At 61.5% G+C, this 19,076-nt stretch carries 25 protein-coding genes and 1 riboswitch; of the genes, 5 read left to right on the top strand and 20 right to left on the bottom strand.

Features of this window, described 5'->3' with window-relative positions; genetic code table 11:
- The 3 genes from SO180_RS26655 to SO180_RS26645 all read right to left on the bottom strand — a co-directional run.
- Nucleotides 1–1,281, bottom strand: a 1,281-nt coding sequence (locus SO180_RS26655; RefSeq protein ID WP_449381801.1) for an adenylate/guanylate cyclase domain-containing protein, incomplete at its 3' end; no start/stop codon positions are given.
- A 436-nt stretch (nucleotides 1,282–1,717) separates the two neighbouring features.
- On the bottom strand, nucleotides 1,718–2,368 hold the full coding sequence (locus SO180_RS26650) for a hypothetical protein (RefSeq protein ID WP_449381800.1): 651 nt from the start codon (nucleotides 2,366–2,368) through the stop codon (nucleotides 1,718–1,720).
- Between the two features lie 395 nt (nucleotides 2,369–2,763).
- Nucleotides 2,764–3,045, bottom strand: coding sequence for a hypothetical protein (locus tag SO180_RS26645; RefSeq protein WP_449381799.1), 282 nt, complete (start codon nucleotides 3,043–3,045; stop codon nucleotides 2,764–2,766).
- 429 nt (nucleotides 3,046–3,474) lie between these two features.
- Nucleotides 3,475–3,573, top strand: a riboswitch (SAM-I-IV-variant riboswitch).
- A gap of 37 nt (nucleotides 3,574–3,610) precedes the next feature.
- On the opposite strand from SO180_RS26645, the gene SO180_RS26640 reads away from it, so the two are divergent.
- Entirely contained in the window at nucleotides 3,611–4,183 is a 573-nt protein-coding gene (locus tag SO180_RS26640) for a hypothetical protein (RefSeq protein ID WP_449381798.1), read from the top strand.
- Between the two features lie 310 nt (nucleotides 4,184–4,493).
- Here SO180_RS26640 and SO180_RS26635 read toward each other — a convergent pair whose 3' ends face one another.
- The 9 genes from SO180_RS26635 to SO180_RS26595 form a co-directional block, all read right to left on the bottom strand.
- Nucleotides 4,494–5,192 (bottom strand): recombinase family protein, encoded by a 699-nt coding sequence (locus SO180_RS26635; protein WP_449381797.1) that lies wholly within the window; start codon nucleotides 5,190–5,192, stop codon nucleotides 4,494–4,496.
- Nucleotides 5,193–5,330: 138 nt separating this feature from the next.
- On the bottom strand, nucleotides 5,331–5,591 hold the full coding sequence (locus SO180_RS26630; RefSeq protein WP_449381796.1) for a hypothetical protein: 261 nt from the start codon (nucleotides 5,589–5,591) through the stop codon (nucleotides 5,331–5,333).
- Nucleotides 5,548–5,784: a hypothetical protein gene (locus tag SO180_RS26625; protein ID WP_449381795.1), complete on the bottom strand. Its 237-nt coding sequence runs from the start codon at nucleotides 5,782–5,784 to the stop codon at nucleotides 5,548–5,550. The genes SO180_RS26630 and SO180_RS26625 overlap by 44 nt, the downstream gene beginning before the upstream one ends.
- Nucleotides 5,785–6,008: 224 nt before the next feature.
- Entirely contained in the window at nucleotides 6,009–6,176 is a 168-nt protein-coding gene (locus tag SO180_RS26620) for a hypothetical protein (RefSeq protein ID WP_449381794.1), read from the bottom strand.
- A 243-nt stretch (nucleotides 6,177–6,419) separates the two neighbouring features.
- Nucleotides 6,420–8,426 (bottom strand): bifunctional DNA primase/polymerase, encoded by a 2,007-nt coding sequence (locus SO180_RS26615; RefSeq protein ID WP_449381808.1) that lies wholly within the window; start codon nucleotides 8,424–8,426, stop codon nucleotides 6,420–6,422.
- Nucleotides 8,427–8,488: 62 nt separating this feature from the next.
- On the bottom strand, nucleotides 8,489–8,893 hold the full coding sequence (locus SO180_RS26610) for a hypothetical protein (protein WP_449381793.1): 405 nt from the start codon (nucleotides 8,891–8,893) through the stop codon (nucleotides 8,489–8,491).
- A 96-nt stretch (nucleotides 8,894–8,989) separates the two neighbouring features.
- Complete coding sequence (locus SO180_RS26605; RefSeq protein WP_449381792.1) at nucleotides 8,990–9,682, bottom strand: hypothetical protein; 693 nt, start codon at nucleotides 9,680–9,682, stop codon at nucleotides 8,990–8,992.
- Between the two features lie 68 nt (nucleotides 9,683–9,750).
- Nucleotides 9,751–10,560, bottom strand: coding sequence for a hypothetical protein (locus SO180_RS26600; protein WP_449381791.1), 810 nt, complete (start codon nucleotides 10,558–10,560; stop codon nucleotides 9,751–9,753).
- 302 nt (nucleotides 10,561–10,862) lie between these two features.
- Nucleotides 10,863–11,048, bottom strand: coding sequence for a hypothetical protein (locus SO180_RS26595; protein ID WP_449381790.1), 186 nt, complete (start codon nucleotides 11,046–11,048; stop codon nucleotides 10,863–10,865).
- 827 nt (nucleotides 11,049–11,875) lie between these two features.
- Between SO180_RS26595 and SO180_RS26590 the strand changes: the two genes are divergently transcribed.
- The gene (locus tag SO180_RS26590) at nucleotides 11,876–12,127 is read left to right on the top strand and encodes a hypothetical protein (RefSeq protein WP_449381789.1); all 252 of its coding nucleotides are present in this window, start codon (nucleotides 11,876–11,878) and stop codon (nucleotides 12,125–12,127) included.
- 1,354 nt (nucleotides 12,128–13,481) lie between these two features.
- On the opposite strand, the gene SO180_RS26585 is transcribed toward SO180_RS26590, so the two are convergent.
- From SO180_RS26585 to SO180_RS26575, 3 genes are all read right to left on the bottom strand, one after another.
- Nucleotides 13,482–13,622, bottom strand: a complete 141-nt coding sequence (locus tag SO180_RS26585; RefSeq protein WP_449381788.1) for a hypothetical protein — start codon at nucleotides 13,620–13,622, stop codon at nucleotides 13,482–13,484.
- Nucleotides 13,623–13,832: 210 nt separating this feature from the next.
- Nucleotides 13,833–13,982, bottom strand: coding sequence for a hypothetical protein (locus SO180_RS26580; RefSeq protein ID WP_449381787.1), 150 nt, complete (start codon nucleotides 13,980–13,982; stop codon nucleotides 13,833–13,835).
- A gap of 134 nt (nucleotides 13,983–14,116) precedes the next feature.
- Nucleotides 14,117–14,344 carry a hypothetical protein gene (locus SO180_RS26575; RefSeq protein WP_449381786.1) on the bottom strand — a complete coding sequence of 76 codons (228 nt, stop codon included), beginning with the start codon at nucleotides 14,342–14,344 and terminating at the stop codon, nucleotides 14,117–14,119.
- A 240-nt stretch (nucleotides 14,345–14,584) separates the two neighbouring features.
- Here SO180_RS26575 and SO180_RS26570 point away from each other — a divergent pair, with 240 nt between their 5' ends.
- Together SO180_RS26570 and SO180_RS26565 are read left to right on the top strand one after the other, a co-directional pair.
- Complete coding sequence (locus SO180_RS26570) at nucleotides 14,585–14,851, top strand: hypothetical protein (protein ID WP_449381785.1); 267 nt, start codon at nucleotides 14,585–14,587, stop codon at nucleotides 14,849–14,851.
- A 161-nt stretch (nucleotides 14,852–15,012) separates the two neighbouring features.
- A complete protein-coding gene (locus tag SO180_RS26565) occupies nucleotides 15,013–15,183 on the top strand; it encodes a hypothetical protein (RefSeq protein WP_449381784.1) in 171 nt (56 codons plus the stop codon).
- A 271-nt stretch (nucleotides 15,184–15,454) separates the two neighbouring features.
- On the opposite strand, the gene SO180_RS26560 is transcribed toward SO180_RS26565, so the two are convergent.
- From SO180_RS26560 to SO180_RS26545, 4 genes are all read right to left on the bottom strand, one after another.
- A complete protein-coding gene (locus SO180_RS26560; protein ID WP_449381783.1) occupies nucleotides 15,455–16,252 on the bottom strand; it encodes a transglycosylase SLT domain-containing protein in 798 nt (265 codons plus the stop codon).
- 140 nt (nucleotides 16,253–16,392) lie between these two features.
- Nucleotides 16,393–17,133, bottom strand: coding sequence for a hypothetical protein (locus SO180_RS26555; protein WP_449381782.1), 741 nt, complete (start codon nucleotides 17,131–17,133; stop codon nucleotides 16,393–16,395).
- Between the two features lie 162 nt (nucleotides 17,134–17,295).
- Nucleotides 17,296–17,505: a DUF2273 domain-containing protein gene (locus tag SO180_RS26550; protein WP_449381781.1), complete on the bottom strand. Its 210-nt coding sequence runs from the start codon at nucleotides 17,503–17,505 to the stop codon at nucleotides 17,296–17,298.
- Between the two features lie 62 nt (nucleotides 17,506–17,567).
- Nucleotides 17,568–17,795, bottom strand: a complete 228-nt coding sequence (locus SO180_RS26545) for a hypothetical protein (protein ID WP_449381780.1) — start codon at nucleotides 17,793–17,795, stop codon at nucleotides 17,568–17,570.
- Nucleotides 17,796–18,063: 268 nt separating this feature from the next.
- Here SO180_RS26545 and SO180_RS26540 point away from each other — a divergent pair, with 268 nt between their 5' ends.
- Complete coding sequence (locus SO180_RS26540) at nucleotides 18,064–18,417, top strand: DUF6481 family protein (RefSeq protein WP_449381807.1); 354 nt, start codon at nucleotides 18,064–18,066, stop codon at nucleotides 18,415–18,417.
- Between the two features lie 128 nt (nucleotides 18,418–18,545).
- Here the strand turns inward: SO180_RS26540 and SO180_RS26535 are convergent, their stop codons facing one another.
- Nucleotides 18,546–18,785, bottom strand: coding sequence for a pentapeptide MXKDX repeat protein (locus SO180_RS26535; protein ID WP_449381779.1), 240 nt, complete (start codon nucleotides 18,783–18,785; stop codon nucleotides 18,546–18,548).
- Nucleotides 18,786–19,076 lie beyond the last annotated feature (291 nt).

Genomic DNA, 19,076 nt, shown 5'->3' with positions numbered 1-19,076 from the left:
CACCGGCTGCTTCGCCGCCAGACGCTCGAGTTGCGCCAGCAACGCGGCCAAGGTATTCTCCTTGCGCTTTTGCGGGCTCAGCTCGGGGGGCGGATAGCGCCCAGACGGGATCGACAGCAACGCGGCGATGAGACCGATTTCCTCGGGCGGCGCATCGGATTCGCCTAGCACGGCTTCCAGCTTGGTGAGCTTTTCGTCTGCGGTGTCCTCTCGCGTGAAGCCGGCCGCCCTTTCAAGCCGGCCGATCAACGGGTGTAGCGCAGTGTCCTGGTGATGCGGCGAGCAGAAGTTGCGCAGCCGCGTATGCGGGTCGCTTTGCAAATGCTCTTGGAGCGCGACCGTAATGCGAGATTTGCCGATGCCCGGTTCGCCAGTGAGCATGACCACGCGTCCTTGACCGGACTTAACCTGGTGCCAGCGCCTGAGCAGCAAATCGAACTCCTCGCTTCGGCCGACGAGCGGCATCTGGCCTGAGCGCAACGCCTCGAAACGACTTTCTATAGAGCTCCTCCGCAGCGCCGCCCAGGACCGTGTCGGTCCGGCGAGGCCCTTGAGGTCCTTGGCCCCGAGATCCTGCAGTTCGAAGAGATCGCCGAGCAGCTTTCGAGTGCCCTCGCCAATGACCACGCAGTTCGGTTCGGCGATCGTCTGGAGGCGTGCGGCGAGGTTCGGCGTTTCGCCGACGATGCCGCGCTCCTGGGCTTCGCCCGATCCGATCAGGTCGCCGACCACGACCAAACCGGTTGCAATGCCAACGCGGGTTTGCAACGAAGCACGGGTCTGGAGCCCCGTCACCGCGGTGATCAGCGCCAGTCCCGCCCGTACGGCCCGCTCGGCGTCGTCCTCATGGGCCTTGGGGTAGCCGAAATACACAAGGACACCGTCACCCATGTATTTCGCCACAAACCCGTCGAAACGCCGCACGGTCTCGGCGACGCATCTCTGATACGCCGAAATAATCTCTCGCAACTCCTCCGGGTCCATGCGCGCAGAGAGCGCAGTGGAACCGACGAGATCTGTGAACATTACAGTCACCTGCCGCCGCTCGGCGTCGTGCCCCTGCTCAGGCGCAGCCCCGCGCGGCGGCGGGGGCGTTCCCGGCGCAGCAAGTTCGCTGATCGCGCGCAGCATTTTTCGGCGATGGCCGAGCAAAACCCCTATGTCCTTGAGATCCTGCTCAGTCAGATCTGGAAGCACGGAGATATCGATGCCGTTCTCGGCAAAGCGGTCCGCATACTCCGACAGTCCGAGCGAGGCCAGCCATTCCGTGATCGTACTCACCGGATGTCCCCTCACGGTTGGGTAGCCGGGGCACGCTACATCAAAACCAGATCAGCTTGAAGGAAATACGCCGATCTTGGGCGTGTCCGATGCGTGTTCCGCATCGTTTCTCCAAAAACGTTTGCAACAATCCTTCGGTCTATTGCGACGATCTCCATGCGATGTTTGAGAACATGCAATCCGTACTGGAGAGCCATTTCTATGTCAGCAAGTCAGCAAGTCAGACGGGGGGCGCGTCAAGGTGCGCGACACGTTGGCAGGCGCTAGTCGACTGCGCGAACCGCGGGCCCGCTGAAATTCTGCCAGTCATCAATCTCAAGATGGCGAGGTCGCTTAGTGTGAAAGTCGACAGCTGTCCTCGACCAGAGCCGTTCGGCGGATGCGTATTTCGATGCGCCTGCGGCTAGTCACCCAGCGCGCGCTCCAGAAGTTGGGCTCACGTGTGGTTCTGCACTCGTGCTTGATCCTGTTCGACCAGAACGTGACGTAGTTGAGCATACTTTGCTTTGTAGCCGGGGTTGAACCACCTCAGTTCAGTTGGCCCCTCCGCCTCTTTGTCCCAAACAAACCAAGCATAGGCCGTTGTCCCACCGCCTTTCGGCTCGACCCCGCTTGGGTAAAAGGTAATGCGCTCACTGAATACCCAGACGCGGGCGGGTGGCACTCTGGAAAAGATCGTATTCGCTCTGTTCGCGCCCTCTAAGAAGGCCAACCGCAGGAGAAGGGCGAGCTTTCGCTTCGCCAGCTTGACGCCGCTCGCGACAAAACCCTCGGCGCAATTATAGGGCGGATTGGTGATGATGTTGTCGGTCGTCTGCTCTGCACGGAGAAAGTCAACACCGGCTTCTCCATATCCTCGATCATACAAGTCAGAACTGCGAACAGGTTGGCCAGTCTGCTCCAGGACGCGGGACATGCTACCATCACCGCACGCGCACTCCCAAATTTCGCCGTTGAACTTTTCATTATCGATCAATGCGAACGTTGCCCAATCCGGCGTCGGGAAAAAGTCCGGTCCACCGAGGTCAGCGAACCTCTTCGCTGTCGGCTTGAAGCCGCCGTTCAGATTGTAAGTGAGATCGGTCACGCGAGATCTCCTTGCTGGAATAGGCAGAGTATCAGACTCGTTGATCTCGCAATTCCGCAAGGAGCTTCTGTGAGTCAAATTGACTCACCCGCTCCCTATCAATCCCTAAGAGCTTCCGATGGCGACCTGCTTCGAATATCCAAATGCTGATCGAAATGGGAAATCTGCTAGTACTCAAGTGCCTCGCAAAAAATGATGTAGAAGACATGCCACAGTAACCGGTACCGGTACCCTGGTCGCTCCAATCCCGGCTAAGCGCCCCGGGGGAGCCCACCCCCTCGGCGACAGCTGTCCACCGCGAGGGCAGCCAGAGCCGTTGGCGGAGCGTGTGCTCACGCGATCGGTGCTGGTCTTCTTGCGCCCGGCGTGATCGGCGGTCTGGCCGACCAGTCCGATTACGGGCGTTGACGGCGGCGGCGAGGCACAGCCACTTCAGCGCGCATCTCGTATTCTTCGATGATGAGACCGCCAAGCTCGCTGCCGTGGAAGATGCCCGTGAGCTGACGCTCGATAAACTTGTATTCGGCGCTGCCCTCGCGCGTGTGCTTCAAGCGATAGACCAGATCGGCGATCGTGTCTTCCAGCGCGATCTCTTCGGCGGTCTTCGGAACGTCAGGATCGTAAACAGTCATTGGCCCCTCGCGAGAGGGCGGCAGACGACCATCCTTCCACAGCAACCCATTTTCGTCGCAGGCATAGGGATCGCTACCGCACCGAATTATTCTACCCTAGCTGAGAGGAAACAACTACGGCGCAAAGTGCAGCCACCGTTACCCGCCGAACGGTAGAGGTGCCGACGGGCAGCACACTCTGATAAGGCAAAAATGAATGGCCGCGATTCCGAAAACGCGCACCGTACAGATTCTAAACGGTGGTTTAGCAAACTATAGCGGCTTGGCCTCCCGTCACTCCTCGGAGAAATTACCAAAAATGCTAGATGCTGGAGATACGACGAAGACCGCAGATTGGCGAAGCAAGTCATCGCGCGGCATGATGAGGCGCACGACCCGCAGGCCTCTTCTCTTTTCCAATTCGATCTGGCCCATCCTGGAGCGTCTCACGCGGCGATCTGGAATTTGACATGGTGTGCACACACGCTATTTATAAGTCTGCATCCTGAGAGGGCCTGATGGCCCCGCCAACCAGCCTTAGACCGGCAACGGTGGCACGACGATGTGGCCGCATGGGCAACAGTAGGTCGCAAGTCCTCCAGATGCGTGTGCAATCTCGGAGGATTTTTTTATGCTGCAATCACGACGTGGATTTCTGATCGGTGCAGGTAGCCTGCTGACGGCGGCGTTCGTTAGCGACGCGTGCTCCTTTATCCGCAGGACGAGCCAGCCTTTGCTGGCGTCGCCTTTGCAAGTGGTCGAGACCATGTACTGGCATGAAATTCCCGACGAGGGCTTTCAACTTACGCTAGGCCCGTGGAGCTTTGCGCCGCCCCCGCCGACGTGGCGTGAATTCTTTGTCAGCGAGGACATTCCACACCGGACCGACAAAGAGATTGAGACAATCTGTTGCTCTCACTTGATAGAACCGGGGGATTTCAACAAGCCAGTCCAAAGGCGCTACTGGGAGGACTGGTTCGATACCAAAGGCGGGCCGCTCGCCAAAGCTTATCACTTGCTAGAGAAAATCGATCTCGGCCCCGCGCGCGACTCTGGTCGCGGTCCGCTCCTCGAGTTCAACGTGGGATCCCATCCCGGCGACAACACCCATTACGTCAACGCGAAGGACATGCTTTCCCTGTCCCTGCTGCAAGCGCGGCTCATCGACCTCGGCATGCCGATCAAAATAGCGGAGGGCGCGTAGCGATGAGGGTCATGGCTGTTCACCTTGCATCAGGATTGCTTCCGGAGTCTGCCGGTGCGTTTTGCGACTCCGCCGCTGGTTTACCTGGGTCGCCCCTAAAAGCGCACCAGCGACTCGCGCTGAGTCGCCGCCACCGGTTCTGGTCGAGATCGTCGAAGTCGCCTCATAGTCCTCGCGCTGACCGAAGTGACGGTTGAGCGCGAAAAATTGGGCCGGGTTCAGGTACCCGATGGGACCCATGCGATCCCGACGTAGCCCCCCGGCCTGCCGGCTGGGCGCCCGCATCATCGTGTGCGGTCTGGCGATCCATTCAGGCGCCAGCTGCTCTGAGAAGACGCGCCACGGCAGTCGGATGCCACAAACCGCCGCGGGGCGCGCTGACGCCTTGCTGATTCAGCTCATGCGCAATAGCGCGAACGCTCGTGGCGCCCGTTCGCTTGATACTCTCGATGATACCTTGGAGATCGATTGCACGCCGCGCCGCCTTCTCCTTGATCTTGGCGACTGCTTCAGCGTTGCCTGTCTGCTTGCCGCGCAGAGCACGAGCGCCGTTCGGGTTACCAAGCCTCATGCCTTTGGCCTTCGCGGCGGCCAATGCCATCTTGGTGCGCTCGCCAATCAAACCGGCTTCCAACTCTGCGACCGCGGCCATCTGAGTGAGCAGAAACTTTCCTATTGGCCCCGGAGGAACACTCGGCAGGTCGCAGAACACCAAATCAACCTCGCTTGCGACAAGCGACCGCAGGAGGTCCACGTTGCGGGTCAATCGGTCCAGCTTCGCGAATATCAGTTTGGCGCCGATGGCCTTGGCGTGCGACAGCGCTGCCGCCAGCTTCGGCCGGTCCGATTTCCGGCCGCTCTCCGTCTCCACGTATTCAGATACAAGCGTCCACTGGCCCCCGTTGAGATAACTCGTTACGGCCGCGCGTTGCGCCTCAATGCCAAGGCCACTTCGTCCCTGTTTGTCGGTCGAAACCCGCAGGTAGGAGATGAATTTTCCCTGTGCCACGCGCCAAAAGCCCCATACACGTCTTGATGTAACGCCCGTTAGATCAATTTGTAACACTCTGCGTGGAGAACTCGTACGAACGTTTTGGAATCCCTGCGATTCCGTTTTGCATACCTTGCCGCGTCTGATGGGAAGGCCTCAAATGTTGGCCGGATTATTCCCCGCCGCGGGGCCACGATCGTTCTGGTCAGCCAGTTCATCGTCGAAGACAAAATCCCAGATCACGACATCTGCATCTCGATCTTCGGGGTGGGCCGCGTAGTGGCGATCCCGCGCCACGTCGGGCTCCTCGTGAATGCCTCGACGAACCTTCACGACCTTGAATGGACGCCGATGACTCCAACCTTCAATTTGCTCAACTGCGCGGGAAAGTCGGTTGATGGTAGACACGGTGACCATTGTGATCTCCCATATCCCGGGCCAGCACGGCCAGCCGCTGCTGAATGTCGATCAATGTTTCCACCTCGAGGCAGGCGCGGATCTCTTTCAAAGCGTAGATAAACCGGGTCATTTCGTCGGACGGGATCCTCCCGTTCAGACCGAGCCGGTAGAGCCGCGCCATCTCTCCCCTCACCCCGGCAAGCGTGTCCAAGGGCATCTTGTTGCGGGGGGTTAGGACCTCGGCTTTTGGTTTCGCGCTCAATGACATCCGACCGGTTCATTGGGGTGTGCACCCAATATAGCGTCATTTGTGCCGACCACTGAATACTCCTATCCCGTGCATGTCTGTACTCCCATCCGTGTCCAACATATTGAGGCTTACGCCGCCGCGGATCACTGGGTCGGTCTCATCTTGCCCGTGACGGTTTGCTTTCATCACATTCCTGGGGCATCCCTAATCTTCCCTTCGAGCAGACCGATCTGCCGCGTCAGGCTCGCTCGCTGCTGTTTTGGGTGTGGGTTGCTCGATCTTTTGAACGTTCCCATGATCTCCTTCATCATTGCCGTCCGCTTCGCCTTCAGGGCCTCAAGCTCGTCCGCCATCCGGCTTCTCCAAACATCAAAAACCCAGGGACGCTAACGCTACGCTAACGCTCCGAACGAACGCTCCTCCATTGGCATGGAGCGTTCGTCGGCGAGCCGTTCGGCCTTGAACGATTATATTTCAAAGGGTTGGCTCCAATTTATTTGCGTCGTTCAGACCATCGTTCAGCCCGAACGAACGGCCTGTTTTTCGATCTCACATCGTTCAGACGATCGTTCAGGCCCATTGCATGTACAAAGGACTCAATCGTCATCGTCCTTCCAGCCAATCTCACGCTTGCCCTTTGGTGTGATCCGGTACTTGTTGCCACGGCGCTCCAGCAGTTTCTCCGCGACCAGCCGGCCGCACATGGCGTACACCTTCGATTTTTGCGGCTGCCCGGTCGCACCAACAAACCCGCACGTGACGGCAAGGCTTGCAATCGAGCTGTTCCGGTTGGCGGCAATGGCGCGCATGAGCATGTTCTCTTCGCTCTCCTGCTTGCCCTCATCCATTTGCAGCTTAAGTTCGGAGACCGGCTTCGCGACGACGGACGGCATCAGGCGCCCCTCGGCATCGATCACGCGGGCGCTGTCGGCCAGCTCGAGGTCGAACGTCACGGGTTCAAATTCGGGGCCACGGAACTTGCCCTGCCAATGCAGGGTCGTCTGCCGCTCGGCCGTCGCCCAGAGCGTCAGGTTGCCGTCCACCTCGTTCAGGAAGGCGCTGCCGCCCATCGGCAGCAGGTTGTCACGGGAGGCATTCTTGACCGGGTGACAGTTGACCAGCACGGCCGGCTTGCCGGGCAGGAAGGTCAATTGCCGCAGCAGCCGAGCATATGCGCCCTGCTGAGAATTGTTGTTGCTTTCATCGCCCGGGAAGTAGGCCGCCGCCGTATCCACGATGACCAAGACAAGATCGTTGATCTTGTCGGCTTCAGCCTTGATCTCCGGCATCTTGGCGGCGATGTCGATCACACCGGCGACAAACCGCATCTTGAGGTCTTCGGCCTTGAAGCCATAGGCGTCGGCCAACACCAGGAACCGCGCCCTGATATCGTCGGGGTTTTCGCCAGCCAGCAGCAGGGCCGTCCCCGCCTTGACCTCCTTGCCGTGCATGGGCACGCCACGGACAACGGCCTGAGCGATGTACAACGCCACCGCCGTCTTGCCGTGCCCTGTGCGTGCCGTGAGTGCGTACAGATAGCCACGCTGCAACACGCCATCGATCAGGTAAGCGGGCGGCGAGAAGCCCGCCACGAACTGCTCCGCACTCAAGAGCAGCGGCAGCGGCTCGCCGGTCTTGGGATCGACCCTGGAGTCCTTCGACGGCGGCTGATCGGAGTTTGGGTTGGGCTTGGCTGCCTCCTCCGTCATCTTGGGGCTGCCCCACTTTCCCATTTCCCGGCGCCACTTCTCCCAGAACGCGGTCGGTCCACGGCCCTCCCGCTCGAGCAGTTCCGCCTTGTCAGCGCCGTAGAGACGACTTTTGACGTTGCGCTCGTAGATCCGATAGGCCGCCTCGGCGCGCCCCTTCCACTCGAACTCTGGAGGTTTGATGGGGCATTCCCGATACCATTCCAGCACAGCGCGCCAGACCACGTCGCGCATCTCCTCCTCGCGGCCGTCGATGCGATTGCCGAAGGCATCATAGTCGCTGCCGGGAGATGCTGTGCGCTCGCGGCGACCACCACCCTGGTCGCCACCATGCTGCGTCACCAGCGCCGCTACGGCGGCCAGCAGCCATTCCGGCGCCGGCGCGACGTCGATCTCATAGGGCGCACAGCCGGGAGCCCATGCATATCGCCGCCCGCTCTCATGCATCGACGACGGCAGCACGGCGAAGCCACCCTGCCCTCGGATATCCACGCCGATCGGCGTCCTGTTGGTTGGGACGTGCCAATCCGGCGGCGCCCGAAACAGGATTTGCCGACCGCCGCCGCCGGTCTGCTGGCGCCACGTTTCGGGCTCGATGCCATTGTTGTGCACGGCGAGAATGCCGCGCCACCACTCACCAGCAGCGGGGCCCTTCTGATCATCCAAATCGATCACGAAGACATTGCCGCTGGCGTGGCCGGTCAAGATGCCCATGTTGTCGCGGGCTGCGTGCTCGCCGGCGGCACCGTACCAGCGCGCAAAGACCGCATCGGGAACGAGGCTGCCCTGAAACTCCGTCCATTCCGACAGCTTGGGACGCTTCCACGAAGCCCCCCTCGCCACCTCGGACGGCGCGTAACACGGGATCACCTGCAGCCGGCATGCGCGATACATGGCGGCCCATTCCGCCGGATTGGCGAAGTCGGGCTCGAACTCTTCTATCGATGCCGTACCCATCATTTTCGGGCCGTGCGTCGGGCTTTGCGAAGAATTTTTTCGACGACACCGAGCTGCCTCTCGCTCAATTGGAAGTCACGCGCGTAGCGCTCTGAGACATCGACAGCGAACTGGAATTCCCAGTCGGTCAGAACCGATCGGTACCGTTCTGGATTGTCGGCGATCTTAGCCAACGCCTTGAGCCTGGCATCTGGCATCACTGTGGCGCGAGGGTCATCTTCCGGTTGCTCTGGCTTTGACTTCTGCTGGCGGCACCGCTGCAAGCCGACGCCGTAGATCAGCTCGACGACAGTCAGGCCCTGCTTCTCGGCCATCAAGCGCGCAGCGTTGGCGCGCTCGCCGTCGAATGACGAGCCCAGCATGCCCAAAAGTTTTTCAAGCCGGGCATTTTCGGGTATGTCCAAAACGCACCTCGGACGCTGCTGGTTCTCGAAGGCCTTAAGCTTGACGTGGTGCAGGGGGTCAGGTCGGTTGCCGCCTTCCTGACCCCGCTCTTTGAGTCAGAAATCGTCGGCCGTTGCCTCCTCCTCCGACGGAGCCTGGGCGCGGGTCGAGCCAGTGGACGGCGGCGTGGGGACCTGCGTGGTCTGCGGCTGCGGCATGGCCTGAGCGGGTTGTGTACCCTTGGCCACAAACACAAAGTCACCGCGCGGGACCCAGCTGACGATGCGGAACGTCGGCTGGAAGTTGGTGCTGCTCTTGGCGCCGCTGCCCGTCTTGATGGGCGTGACCTTCTCGAGCACGACTACCGGGAGCTTGCCGGGGTTGGCGCCCTTCTTCGCAAGGTACTCCTCGTACAGCGCCTCAATGCCCGACAAAAAGGCTTTGCTGGTGCCGGCGATCTCGCGCACGGCGGCAGACCCGCCGGCGCAGTCCTTGGCCAACTTCACCATGAAGCGGATGCCGTTCTTGTGGTTCGGGGTGGGCCGGTTGGGCAGTTCCGATCCCATCGGCACCACAGCGAAGGCCGGTGCCGAGCCGGCCAAGAAATGGATCCAGCCAACCTCCACGTTCTCGAAATCAACGATCGCCTTGAACGCGTCGGTGATATCGATAGCCGTACTTTCAAAGCTGTTGCCGGTGTCGACGCGGTCCATCCGAAAGATCCGGCCGGCACGCGCGTCGTACTTGATGATCGGTGTGAAGTCGCCGCTATCAGAAGGCGCGGTGGAAAAGCCAAACAGGTTGGCCATGATAAGACTCCTTTTATGTTGCTTCGATCAGGCCCGAAGCAGGTGCCAATCCCGCTTTCTGCGGGAATTCAGATGTGCCAGTGCTCGTAGGCGAGCTGCCTCGCCGGGCCACCCCAATAGAAGCTGTCCAAATCGGGGACCGTGATGCTCTTGAAGAACTCGGGGTCATCCGACAGAGCGAGGAAATTCTCGACCCTCACCGCGATCTGACGCAGCGCCTCGCGATGCTCGCGGACGTTTTCAAGTTCATACGTCTCACACTTCCGCGGTGTGACGTAGGTCAGCCGCGCGGCCATGTTGTCGGACGCGGCATAGAACGCCGCCTGCCTCGCATGCGACACCTTGATCTGCGACGGCAGTTTTTCTGTGGTCTTCAAATCGACGATCAGGCCGTGCTGCGCCCACTCGAAATCAAAATAACCAATGATGGGCAGGCGCAGACCTTCCGGCTTCCACTGAACAAGGCCTTGCGTGCGCGAGGGAACGCCATAGGGGCGAAGCTCGTCCAGCGCCAGGCGGACCATGTCCTCGATGGTCTGCCGATACTTTTCGCGGCGGCCGTCGGGCGAAAGCGCCATGAGCGTGTCGTACCTGACAATGGCAATCTTGACGCACTCGGACGGCGGCGCCTCAGGGTTCATGAGGCCATGGGTGACGCCATTCTCGACGGCAACACCACAGTGCGCCGGCGCGCCAACCGGCTGCCTGAGACCAAGCATCTTTTCCAGCACCCACATTGGCGTGCTGGCGCAAAAAAGGTTGATCGAATGCGCCGAGTGATGGTCGTAGTGGATTGCGCCATACTGCGCACCGTTGATTGTCGAACCAGCAAATTCTCCAGATCCGCCAAGGGTCTTGGCGATGGATTCAGCGGTCATGGCGTACCTCGCCGTCGTTGGGTGAGGCGTCGTCCTGGCGGGAGCGGTTTGTAACTCTGGGAAAAAGCCCTTTAGCCTCAGGGCGCGCGGATAGAACGGTTTGTAAACGTAACCAGTTGATCACGTGAGGTTCTGGCAGATCTGCCGGGATCGCCATTTTCCGCAAATCGACAGGCAGGCGTATTGGCGTCGCTCTTCGAACCGATACGTGGCGCCCCACTTCACGCTTGCAGCAAATTCCACGCGCTACGGGACATTACAAACCGCTCCGCGCAACGCGAGCGCAACCCGCGAATTCGCGTTCACTGCTCGGTGGCGCTGCCGCCGACACGAAAGACGAGATCGGTCAGCGCTATATTCGATGGCGTATCTTTCGAACGCCATTTCTCCACACCCACGAGAAGCAGAAGTCCATCGGCAGGGGCAGCAGGCTTGTGACTGGCAACGACCATAAGGAACCCGGGGCGTTTTGCAGGGTTGTTGGTCACGCCTTTGTCTTTTACGAGTGGAGGTGATCCATGAGCATCGTCAAGACAGCAGCCGCGCTCTTTGTCGCCGGCACGATATCGTTGGTCAGCGCGCCCGCTTCTGCTGCACCGCTGTCGTCCCTTTCCGGATTAGCGAAATCGACTGAGAATACGGTACAAGTTCGCTGGGGTGGTGGCTGGCACGGAGGCTGGGGTGGTGGCTGGCGGGGTGGCGGCGGCTGGCATGGAAGAGGCTGGGGCGTAGGCGCGGGACTTCTTGCGGGCGGTCTGATCGCAGGCGCCCTTGCTGCCCCTTATTATGGGGGCGGCTACTACGATCCTTACAATTCCTACGGCTCCTACGGCTACGTGTATCCGGACCCCGGGTATGGGGATCCCTATTATGGCGGAGGATACGGGTATCCACCTGCTTATGCCCCTCCGCCTCGGTTCTATGTGAGCCCCTACGGGGGCCCCTACTGATAGACCCGCTTCGGCCCTGTCACAAACCTGTGGCATGAGCCTTGCTAATTCATAACCAACTGGGATTTCAGCGCCCAGTTTGAGACACGAGCGCTGCCGGGGGGACTGGCATTTCGAGCCCGGCAGCGCTTTCGTATCGGTACGCCTTGAGCATGGCGACGCGATAGAGTTTGGCGAGCATGGGGCTTGGCTCGACCGCTCCTCGGACAATCCAATCGCGCGCAACCGGGATATCTAGCGGTTGCTGTAAGCTCCGTCCTTTGCCGAGCTTGCACCGTGACGCTCCTCATAGATGAAGACGTTCCGGTCTCGCATTGTGCGGCGGCTTGCACGGATGCAAGCGACCACATGAGAGGATCAAAAACATGTACAGGGCCCTTTGCCGCTTGTTCGCGGCAGCCGCCGCGCTGGCTGCCGTTTCCATCGTGCCAGCCATGGCCTCCCAAATGCCGCTCGGAGAAAAAGACATGCCGGCCAACGCGGACCGTCCCAATGCGACGATTCGGTTGCCGAAGCACCAGTTCCGCGAGACCAAAGACAGCGGAGCGTTTGGAATAGGCGGCGCCGCGACGCCCAACGTGCGCTGCCCGCGTGGAGCATACTGCCTGACGCCCTGAGAGCTGGCACGTGACATCGCAGGGCTTGCCGCAAATTCATCCACGCGATGGACGGTCACGATCCGCGCAAACTGCGCCCTACTTTGCGGAAGACGAGCTCCGAAAGGCTAGTGGCGCGCGGCCAGACGGGCATCAGTGTGCCGCATGTGCCTTGAGGGATTGGTTTCCAAGCGCGGCGATCGGCGTACCGCAGGGGCCAGGTCAGAAGACCGCGGGTCATCTCGCCATGGGTCGCGTGAAGGAGCGCGTTGTCGGGTGAGACGGGAGGAATGCCTCCGGAGTTCCTGACTGCACCAGATCAGCAAGATGGGCTTGGGCTTGATCTATTCTCCGGAGCAACTCTGCCTGACGCATGCAGAAGCCGGTTATGGAGAGGTCACGCCGTGCGGCATGCACCTCGTGCAACGCGTGATCGATTGCCTCCGCAACATTGTCCTTTTCGATGGGTTGTTGTGGACCGATACCGGTCGCCACCGGGCGCATGAGCCTGCGTTGATCAGCCATCAAATTACCTGCCTCCAGTCCGATGCGCGTCCGATGTCGGAACCGTCTTGCTTTGTAGCGAACTCGTCCGCTGTGGCTTATCTACGGCGGCCGCCGGCGTCTTTCCTGGCGCGGCAGTGCGCTGCGCTTTTAAGCTCCGCTTTTCACCGTTTCCGCACCGTCCGTGGGAATCGCCGCGCACGCCCTTCACTCCGGAAAAATACGGCTGTGGCGCGCACGCCACGACCTCTGGGAGAACGTCTGGACGTGGCGCGCGTACAATTGCCGGGGATTCCGCGAATCACCTAAACCGCAAGTGGGGCTGGGAAGCGGAGAGTAAAATGAGAGTCGCTTCCTTGGAAAGTGTACTGGCGGCAGCCAGTTTGGTCATGGGTATTGTCATCGTGTTGTGGGGAATCAAGATCTTCTACGGCGTGTAAGGTGTAAACAGACAGGACGCAGGCGTCGGACAAGAGACTTTCGAAAGGTCCACGACAGGCATCCCTTCCGCGGCGGCGGAAGCCCTGCTGTTTTTCATGAGCCAACACGTGGCGAATGACCGCTACGTCACCAGGATCTCGTCCCGCTTCGACCTTTCCTTGACCCGGTTCAGGAATGTCACGCAGACGAAGTCTGCCGTTCACTCAGGTGAGCTCGCAAGATGCGACGCGGGGGGACTGGCACGCCGATCAAACCTACCCATGAATCTGCGCCTCTTGAGCAAAGCCTTGCCGGTAACATAGTGCAGGCGCATTTTACGCGAAGTGAACGGCGTGTCCCGAATGGGGCGTCATGGCCGGGCACGTCCTACTTTGCATGGGGTTGTTCTCGCGAAAATGCGCGCGACGTGGGCGATGGCGGATCTGGAGAATCACTTTCCCTGGCCGACCGATTGCGAGGAGTTCGTCGAAAGTTTCTCGAGGGCCGCCTGCTGTGCGCGTTCGCCAAAATGAAGGCACAGGAAGAGGACGAAGCCCGCCACCGCAACGATCGCGAACCAGGCGACGTTCATGCGCGCACGCTTTGAGCGAAGTGGTCGAAGTGAAGATCGCCGCATCGTCGGCGTCCGTTGTCGCGATCAAAAACGGCCTCGGCTGGTACGGGGGGCATCACACCGAGGCCGCCATTCCGACGTGCCGACAGTCGGCGGTCGTCGGCACAACAAGGCAAGTCGGTCAGGAGCCAACGGTTCCAAGACGCCGAGCGCCGGTTGCGGGACGCCCTACTCCGCGTCGTTCTGACGGCGCTCACGCGCGAGCTGATGCCACGCCAGAGCAAGCTGGATCAGCCGCTGCCGGTCGGCACCTTCGGAGGCCGCAGCGCGCTTCATCGCCGCCGCGGCTTCACTCTCGGGGTCATATTCCGCACTCATGACGGCGATCATGACTCGTAAAAGTGGACGAGGGCATGACAATTCGTCCCGTATGAATGCGGGGGGCGTCATCACAGTGCACCTGCGAAATAATCGGGAAACCCGCAATCGACGCGGGACGCCCTTCGATGCGGCTAAAGCTCTTTCACAGTCGCCGCGGCGGGCTCGTCGAGCCTTCTCAAGCCGCTCTCGATCGCCTCGATATCGTCGGCAATCTGCGCGATCGACTGGCGGCAGTCGAATCCCTTGATGGATTTGAGATCGACGGCAAGGCGCCGCCTGTGCATCCGCAGATCCTCCAGTGACTGGCGATCCCTGATGCGCGTAAAACCGTCGACGATCAGCTCGATGGCCTTGGACATGACGCATACCCCCAGCTCGCGACGCAGCCGGCCGGGACATCCGGCCTGGCACGCCATTAAAGCCTGCCGTCGCGTCTGGCTTTCGTCATTAATGCAGGTTTGGTTAACGCGGCAGCGCAGCAAGATGCGGGCAACACGTCTTGCGGCCCCCGGCCCTTCGTTCGAATTGGCACTCGCCTTGCTCAGCCAAGCCCAATCAGCCAGACCCGCCGTGGGTCTGTTTCACAGTGAGGCAAGCCCATGCAGCCGATGTCCCGCTTCGAAGCGACCGCCACCACACAACTCCATGCCTTGATCGCCGACCTGCGCTGGAGGGTTCAACTCCTCGACGCCGACATCAAGGAAGAGGAGCGCAAGGCCGGCGTGTCCGATCCCGCGAGCCTCGCTTATCCCATGCTGGCCGTGACGCTGCGGGGACGCCGCGACAACTTGCAGGCGACGGTTGCGACCCTGCAGCGGCAGCTCGAGGCCATTGCTCCCTCGCCCGATTGGGGCCGGGCCGCCTGAGGCCGGTGGGTCGTGTTGACGGCAGTTCACGGATAGCGGCCGCGATTGTGAATTTAATCACAGAGGTGGCGCGATTCCTCGGCTAAAAGGCAGGCCACGCGGCCGCGCGATGTAGCGGCCGCGGGCCACGCAACGACGCACCAACCGACGCCCTCCCCGCCATGACACACGACGCCGAAGCAGCAGCCACGGACGCAGACGCACAGGCACCGCGCCGGAGTCGCGATCTGCTCGGCTTCGCCTATCTCGCGACCATCGGCGTCGTCATGGTCGCCTGGATCGGCGGCCTGATCTGGGCCGGAGTAGCCGTGGTCCGTTGGCTGATCTTCTAGAAAAGATGTGGCGCCAGTTGTGCGGCCTTGATGCTGCCGCACACGATCATTCCCCAAAGTGCAACGCTGATTTGGATAGCATCCAGCATGTCCCGTTTCCCCGCGAATCAACTTCAAACTTTTTTTCTTTGATCAAAACCGCGATCTGGCCGGGAGCGCCAGAGAAATTTTCAGGCAGTTGTTGTGCATCGCCGAAGGATGCACAGCGCTCGTCAAGGACGATATCCGCATGCCCGGCAATGATTGAGACGCAGGCAGCTGCGCAGATTGCCTAACGCGACGCCACGCGCCGCCACTTGGCCTCGATCCGCGCCTTGATCGCGCGGACGCGTGCTTCGTGCGCGGCCCAGAATGCGCGGCTGGCCGCCGCCGTTCCGTGTTTGTAGGTCGCGTAGACGTCGGTCGGCTTGACCGGTGATGGCCGTGCTTGCGGCTTAGCGCTCACCACCGCCCGCGCGGGCGCGGGATCCGGCGCTACGGCCGTCGCCGCGTCTGTTGTCGCAAACGGCGAGTTCATCGCGATGAGGCGGTTGCGCGCGCGATTGCAGTAGATGGCGGAGCGCGGCGTCATGGTCTCTTCGCCGTGGCCGGCGCGGTATTTCATCAGTGCGCGGCAGAGGTCGCCATGCGCCAGCCGCCAGGCCCTGGCGAGATAGGTCACGCCGTAGCGGATATTGATCTCGGGCCTGGCGAGTTCGGCCGTGGTGCCCCTGAAGCCGAGCATGGCCGCCGTCTCGGGCCTGACCTGCATCAGCCCGATCTCGCCGACGCGGCCGACCACCGTGGAATCGTAGCGGCTTTCGACGAAGACGACCGCTTCCGCGATATCGGGCGGCAATTTCGTCTTCGCGGCTTCCTTCTCGATCAGCGCGCGAACGGATGCGCGCACCGGAAACGGCTCGGCATCTACGGCCATTGGAGCTTCGACACTATCCGACGCGACCGCGCCGGTGACGTCGGCCGCCGCCGCATCATCCGCCGCGCCGGCGTGCACTGGACCGGCCGCGAGCACCGCCAGACAAAGCGGCGCGGCGTACAGAATCCAAGGAATGCACGTGGAAGACCTCATCGGCGCTTCATAGCGGAGGCCAGTTAACAACGCTTGTCGGCACGCCCGCCGCGCGATCGCGCCGCGATCCGAAGCAGCGTGTCAAACGAAAGAGGCGGGCCGTGAGCCCGCCTCGGTCAGATCGTGGATCGATCCACGGATCAGTAGCACGCGCGCCGATCGGCAAGCACGTACTGGCCGCTCGGATAGCGGTAGTAGCAATTGCCCTGCGACCAATAATAGCCCGGCTGCGACGCCGCCGTTGCGCCGGCAATCGCACCGGTCGCGCCGCCGAGCACAGCGCCCGCGGCAGCTCCCGTTGCGTTGCCGGAGATCAGCCCGCCCAATACGCCACCGACGATGGCCCCGCCGAGCGCACTGGCACCCGGGTCTGCCGGAGCAGGCGGCGGCGGAGGCGGCGCATAGGCCGCCGGAGGTGGCGGCGCATAGGCCACCGGCACATCATCGATGTACTCTTCGGAGATGTACGCGGGCGGCCCTTCTATGCGCTCCGGATAATAATACCAGACGCCGCCAACGTCCCACCACCAGCCATAACGGCCATTGTGGTTCTCATGCCGCCAGCGGCCCCCCTCCCAGGCGAGATTGCCGCGATAGGCGTGTCCGCCCCAATCGCGCTGCGGCACCGGTCCGCGGGCCACGTAACGCCCCTGCGGCGATCCGCCGGGGGGACCCTGATGCCCAGCGTGAGGCGGCGCGATTCGTGTGGCCTGCTGCGGCGGCGCAACTCGCGTGGGAGCATTGGCGTGTGGCGCCGCGCCCGCACCCGGCGGCTGACCGCCCCTCCCCGTGTTTGAATCCTGTGCCTGCGCCGAAAGCGCGAGCAGCGACACGGCCGAAACCAAGGGAATGATAATCTTCATCCGGCTGGATGCACGCATTGGTGCCTACCCCTTACCTCTATCTCTCATCTGTCGTCGCCGTGGTCCGGATGCCCGAACAATCTCAGGTCCCGGTTGATGCCGGCGGACAACGTTGATCCCGTTGATCAGCGATGTCCCGTTACAAACAGTTAAGATCACGGCAATTTTTCGTCCGCGGCGTTAGCGCGCCGGCTCGATCACGTTGCAATTGGTCCGCCCCGACATCAGGCAGTCCTGCATCTTGCTGGCGGCGGTGAGATCGCGCGCCAGCCAAAGGCCGACGCCGAGGATGACGACGGCAATAATCAGTCCGGCGATGGCGCCGCGCCGATTGTCGCCGGGCGGCCTTGGCTGCGGCTTTGAATGCGAGCTGGGCTGGGTATCGGGCATGGCAAGGTGAAGCCGAGAATTGCTGCCCTTACCATCTCTGCGGCGCCACGTCACACCCCGCTTTAAGGCTTGGGTGCGCGGAGTGCCACCTTGTTCGATGCCGATGTGGCCTGCTGTACCCGCGGCGCGCAGGTCGTGAGCACAAAGGCCGTCTGGCTGCACTGCCATTCGGCGCCGAGTAAATCACTCTCGACTGGCTTGGGCTGGGCCAGGTAAACCACGATGCCGACGAGCGCCACTGTCGCAAATGTGATCGCGAGCCTTCGCAAAGACACCCGGAAAATAGTCATCGCCGTAGCTCCGTTCGTCTCGGTGCGGACACTAGGCGCCGCCCCCGTGCTCCCTTGTTAGGGGGATCACAATTCGGCAGTTTTTCCGGACTACGAAAGATCGGCGATTCCAGCGATTTTTCGCGACCTGATAGGCTGCGATTATGGGTGGCTTCGCGACGCGCATAGATGTACACGCTTGTTCGTCGCGCGGCGCGCGCTTGTTCGCGGCCGCTGCACCCACAGGTGCCGATGTAGGATTGAAAGCGAGGAAGACAAGGCTCGTTCGATGAGTGGATTCAGGGAACCCGGCTTCGCAGACCGGCAAAAGGCGGCACAGGACGCCCGCAAAAATCTTTTGAACAAATTCAAATCGCAGCCGGGGCACGACGACCCCGCGGTCGCGGCGCGGCGTGCCGAGCGCGAGGCGATTGCCGCCAAGCGTGCCGAGGTAAAGTCGGCACGCGAAGCAGAAAAGGCCGAGCACAAGCGGCGTGAGGACGAGGCTGTGGCCGCCGAAGCCGCACGCATTGCTCGCGAAGCCGAGGAGGCCGCCGCCAGGCAGGCCGATCTCGAAGCCGAGCAGAAGGCCAAGCGCGATGCGCGCTACGCCGCCCGCAAAGCCAAGGGCAAGCGAAAGTAACCGTCACACCGGAGCGATGCGACGGGACCGCGCCAAGCACGAGCCCAACCGTATCGAGTCCACAACGTGTCGTTGCGCATTCCGGGGCTCGCGTTGTCGCGCGCCCCGGAATGACGACGACGGCGCGATCAGTTCTTCTTCATCATTCCGTCGTCTTTTTTCATGCCGTTCTTGGACATCGTGTCCTTCTTCATGCCGTCGTCCTTCGACATGGAATCCTTCTTCATGCCATCCTTGGACATCGCGTCCTTCTTCATGGCGTCATCCTTGCCCATCTTGTCCTGAGCGAAGGCGGCCGGCGCGAGCGCCAGGCTGAGCGAGAGAGCGGCAGCGGAGACGCCGAGTGCGATGCGGGTGCGAATGGTCATGGTTCATCTTCCCTTCGAGGGGTGGAGGTTGCCAGCGACGGATGCCGCTACTCACGCTCGACGGGTCGACGGGCACGCTTGTTACGCGAGCGGCCGAATTTTTTCCGAGCCCTTGCCCCGTTTCCGTGTTCAGCCCGACACAATTTTGCCCGCGTCTGCCATGCTAGTGCGCGGAACCTGAGGAACGAGTGTGCAGCGCAGCATCGGCGCCCCCGCGACTTGCCGCCGCATTCGCTCTCGAACTATCAGATTACAGAATATCGGGTGAAAGACCGGCTAGGATGCGCCTAA

Source organism: Bradyrhizobium sp. UFLA05-112 (assembly GCF_053572325.1).
The sequence above is the reverse complement of the archived record's forward strand: the minus strand, read 5'-3'. Positions and strand labels throughout refer to the sequence as shown.

What these genes read in the sequence shown, in the direction of transcription:
- SO180_RS26640 (WP_449381798.1), top strand. Translation starts at nt 3,611, where the DNA reads ATGCTGCAATCACGACGTGGATTTCTGATCGGTGCAGGTAGCCTGCTG.
- SO180_RS26630 (WP_449381796.1), bottom strand. Translation starts at nt 5,591, where the DNA reads ATGGTCACCGTGTCTACCATCAACCGACTTTCCCGCGCAGTTGAGCAA.
- SO180_RS26620 (WP_449381794.1), bottom strand. Translation starts at nt 6,176, where the DNA reads ATGGCGGACGAGCTTGAGGCCCTGAAGGCGAAGCGGACGGCAATGATG.
- SO180_RS26615 (WP_449381808.1), bottom strand. Translation starts at nt 8,426, where the DNA reads ATGTATCGCGCATGCCGGCTGCAGGTGATCCCGTGTTACGCGCCGTCC.
- SO180_RS26605 (WP_449381792.1), bottom strand. Translation starts at nt 9,682, where the DNA reads ATGGCCAACCTGTTTGGCTTTTCCACCGCGCCTTCTGATAGCGGCGAC.
- SO180_RS26600 (WP_449381791.1), bottom strand. Translation starts at nt 10,560, where the DNA reads ATGACCGCTGAATCCATCGCCAAGACCCTTGGCGGATCTGGAGAATTT.
- SO180_RS26590 (WP_449381789.1), top strand. Translation starts at nt 11,876, where the DNA reads ATGTACAGGGCCCTTTGCCGCTTGTTCGCGGCAGCCGCCGCGCTGGCT.
- SO180_RS26585 (WP_449381788.1), bottom strand. Translation starts at nt 13,622, where the DNA reads ATGAACGTCGCCTGGTTCGCGATCGTTGCGGTGGCGGGCTTCGTCCTC.
- SO180_RS26580 (WP_449381787.1), bottom strand. Translation starts at nt 13,982, where the DNA reads ATGAGTGCGGAATATGACCCCGAGAGTGAAGCCGCGGCGGCGATGAAG.
- SO180_RS26575 (WP_449381786.1), bottom strand. Translation starts at nt 14,344, where the DNA reads ATGTCCAAGGCCATCGAGCTGATCGTCGACGGTTTTACGCGCATCAGG.
- SO180_RS26570 (WP_449381785.1), top strand. Translation starts at nt 14,585, where the DNA reads ATGCAGCCGATGTCCCGCTTCGAAGCGACCGCCACCACACAACTCCAT.
- SO180_RS26565 (WP_449381784.1), top strand. Translation starts at nt 15,013, where the DNA reads ATGACACACGACGCCGAAGCAGCAGCCACGGACGCAGACGCACAGGCA.
- SO180_RS26560 (WP_449381783.1), bottom strand. Translation starts at nt 16,252, where the DNA reads ATGAGGTCTTCCACGTGCATTCCTTGGATTCTGTACGCCGCGCCGCTT.
- SO180_RS26555 (WP_449381782.1), bottom strand. Translation starts at nt 17,133, where the DNA reads ATGCGTGCATCCAGCCGGATGAAGATTATCATTCCCTTGGTTTCGGCC.
- SO180_RS26550 (WP_449381781.1), bottom strand. Translation starts at nt 17,505, where the DNA reads ATGCCCGATACCCAGCCCAGCTCGCATTCAAAGCCGCAGCCAAGGCCG.
- SO180_RS26545 (WP_449381780.1), bottom strand. Translation starts at nt 17,795, where the DNA reads ATGACTATTTTCCGGGTGTCTTTGCGAAGGCTCGCGATCACATTTGCG.
- SO180_RS26540 (WP_449381807.1), top strand. Translation starts at nt 18,064, where the DNA reads ATGAGTGGATTCAGGGAACCCGGCTTCGCAGACCGGCAAAAGGCGGCA.
- SO180_RS26535 (WP_449381779.1), bottom strand. Translation starts at nt 18,785, where the DNA reads ATGACCATTCGCACCCGCATCGCACTCGGCGTCTCCGCTGCCGCTCTC.